The organism is Salinivibrio socompensis S35 (genome assembly GCF_000513715.1).
Classification (GTDB): Bacteria; Pseudomonadota; Gammaproteobacteria; order Enterobacterales; family Vibrionaceae; genus Salinivibrio; species Salinivibrio socompensis.
The window spans coordinates 1-1,637 of sequence record NZ_AQOD01000221.1; the positions used below are offsets into that span (position 1 = coordinate 1).

Sequence of the window (1,637 nt, forward strand, 5' to 3'; positions counted from 1 at the left end):
TCTTCGCGTCGTTGCCAGTGGCGTTGTGATTGCCCGTGATAATGACCCCATAGCGCTTGCTCTCCCCGCCAGACAATATCACCTTGTTCATTACACAACTCTTGGGGTGTGCCCGCGTGGTCGGTCACGATGTAATGCAGCTCGCTGCCTTGCTCATGGTGGGTCACTTGCGCCATCGGGCGGAAGCTGCCGGGCTCGTAGAGGTATTCGGTTTGCTGCAGAACTTGCCCATCAGCGGTGGCCTGTTGTTGCTGCACAATGTGCGCGCCGTCCCACAGGTACTGAGTCTGTGTTTGGCTGTGCGCACATTCTTTGGCGATGCGTCGCCCAAAGGGGTCGTAGCGGTAGCGATACCGCGTGCCGTTGGGCAGTTCAATGTGGGTTAAACGGTCATCCGCGTTCCAGCTAAACCGCGTTACCTGTGGCCGATAGCCCGTTTTGTTCTCGGTCTTTTCAATCACGCGGCCGCAGACATCATAGCGATAACGAAAACGGCCGGTTTCTAATACACGCCCGGCGCGGTCATGGCGGCGTTTCTATTAGTATTGCTGTGGCGAAACGTCAACCACGGCTTGCAAAATCATTTTGATAGCACTTAGAAAGTTGTACTTTATCGCTAATACAGACTCCACAACTTAATGATATATTGGGCTTTTACTCATTTAAATAGACACTTGGCCCCATAAACTGAATGTGCTCACAGAAAAAGGACACCTCAACACTTCTATCTTCACTAACTAAATGAACTTTTCTGTGCTCACTAGCATCTATTACTATATCGCAAACCATTTTCCTACTAACGTTTTTTACCATAAGGTCATAAACTCCACTGCAGTTAATTCCACACTGACAACAGTTGAACTCCCCCCATTTTTTTGGTGGGCGATCGGGAATCTTCCCTACTAAATCAAATCGTATTAATACTGTCGGCCCATCTCGCTTAATACTGACTTCCACAAGTTCAACCTTATCAACCTTAACAGGATATGAAAAAACTTTGCCTAATAATGTTGATCCATCTAGTTCATTCCAGTACATCGATCACCTTTTAAAATCATAATGAGGTAAAGTTCCAGCCACTTTACCTGTTCTTGTGTTTTCTATTGGTCGAACATTAAAGTGAGCACCTTGATCACCAATTCCGTTTTCACCGTAATAATGGCCAGCGGAGTGATCCTGAATAACTACCTTCGAACCATCGCCTCTAGTAAACTGATACTCTCTAGTCCAAATTGGCTTACCATTTTCACCTAAAATAGGGCTTCCAGACGAATCTGTCATTTTCACTTGGTTATATTGGCTCATAAATCCAGTTTTTTCATTAAACACTTTATCAGGGTTTTGGCTTGTAGGGATACCTGCGTCCCTTTTAGCCTGCTTAAATGCTCCTTTTCGGCTGTTATTACACCCCGCCAGCCCTAACGGATCTACCCACTCCAGTGGTTGGCAACATACGCCTGTGGCCTTAATCCTCCCGCAAACCCTATTGGGTCTGGGCTAAGATACTGGCCACTGTCTGCATCGTAATAACGGTTTACGTTATAGTAAAGGCCCGATTCTGGGTCTTCGAGTTGTCCTTGGTAGCGAAGATCACACTGTATACTGTCGTTGGCCGCTTCTTCGCGTCGTTGCCAGCG

The 1,637-nt window shown here is 47.0% G+C and carries 4 protein-coding genes and 1 pseudogene; all 5 read right to left on the reverse strand.

The window, feature by feature from the left end; genetic code table 11:
* A partial coding sequence (locus tag DZ54_RS27700) for a hypothetical protein (protein WP_476707459.1) occupies nt 1-98 on the reverse strand: 98 nt, incomplete at its 3' end.
* Nucleotides 99-464 (reverse strand): annotated as a pseudogene (locus DZ54_RS22975) (RHS repeat domain-containing protein); the annotation flags it as partial.
* A gap of 190 nt (nt 465-654) precedes the next feature.
* Complete coding sequence (locus DZ54_RS0117150; RefSeq protein ID WP_025675444.1) at nt 655-1,038, reverse strand: Imm50 family immunity protein; 384 nt, start codon at nt 1,036-1,038, stop codon at nt 655-657.
* Nucleotides 1,039-1,041: 3 nt separating this feature from the next.
* Nucleotides 1,042-1,329, reverse strand: a complete 288-nt coding sequence (locus tag DZ54_RS25650) for an HNH/endonuclease VII fold putative polymorphic toxin (RefSeq protein WP_240474073.1) — start codon at nt 1,327-1,329, stop codon at nt 1,042-1,044.
* 98 nt (nt 1,330-1,427) lie between these two features.
* Nucleotides 1,428-1,637: RHS repeat-associated core domain-containing protein (locus DZ54_RS25655; RefSeq protein WP_240474074.1), on the reverse strand; the 210-nt coding region annotated here is incomplete at its 5' end.

What these genes read in the sequence shown, in the direction of transcription:
- DZ54_RS0117150 (WP_025675444.1), bottom strand. Translation starts at nt 1,038, where the DNA reads ATGTACTGGAATGAACTAGATGGATCAACATTATTAGGCAAAGTTTTT.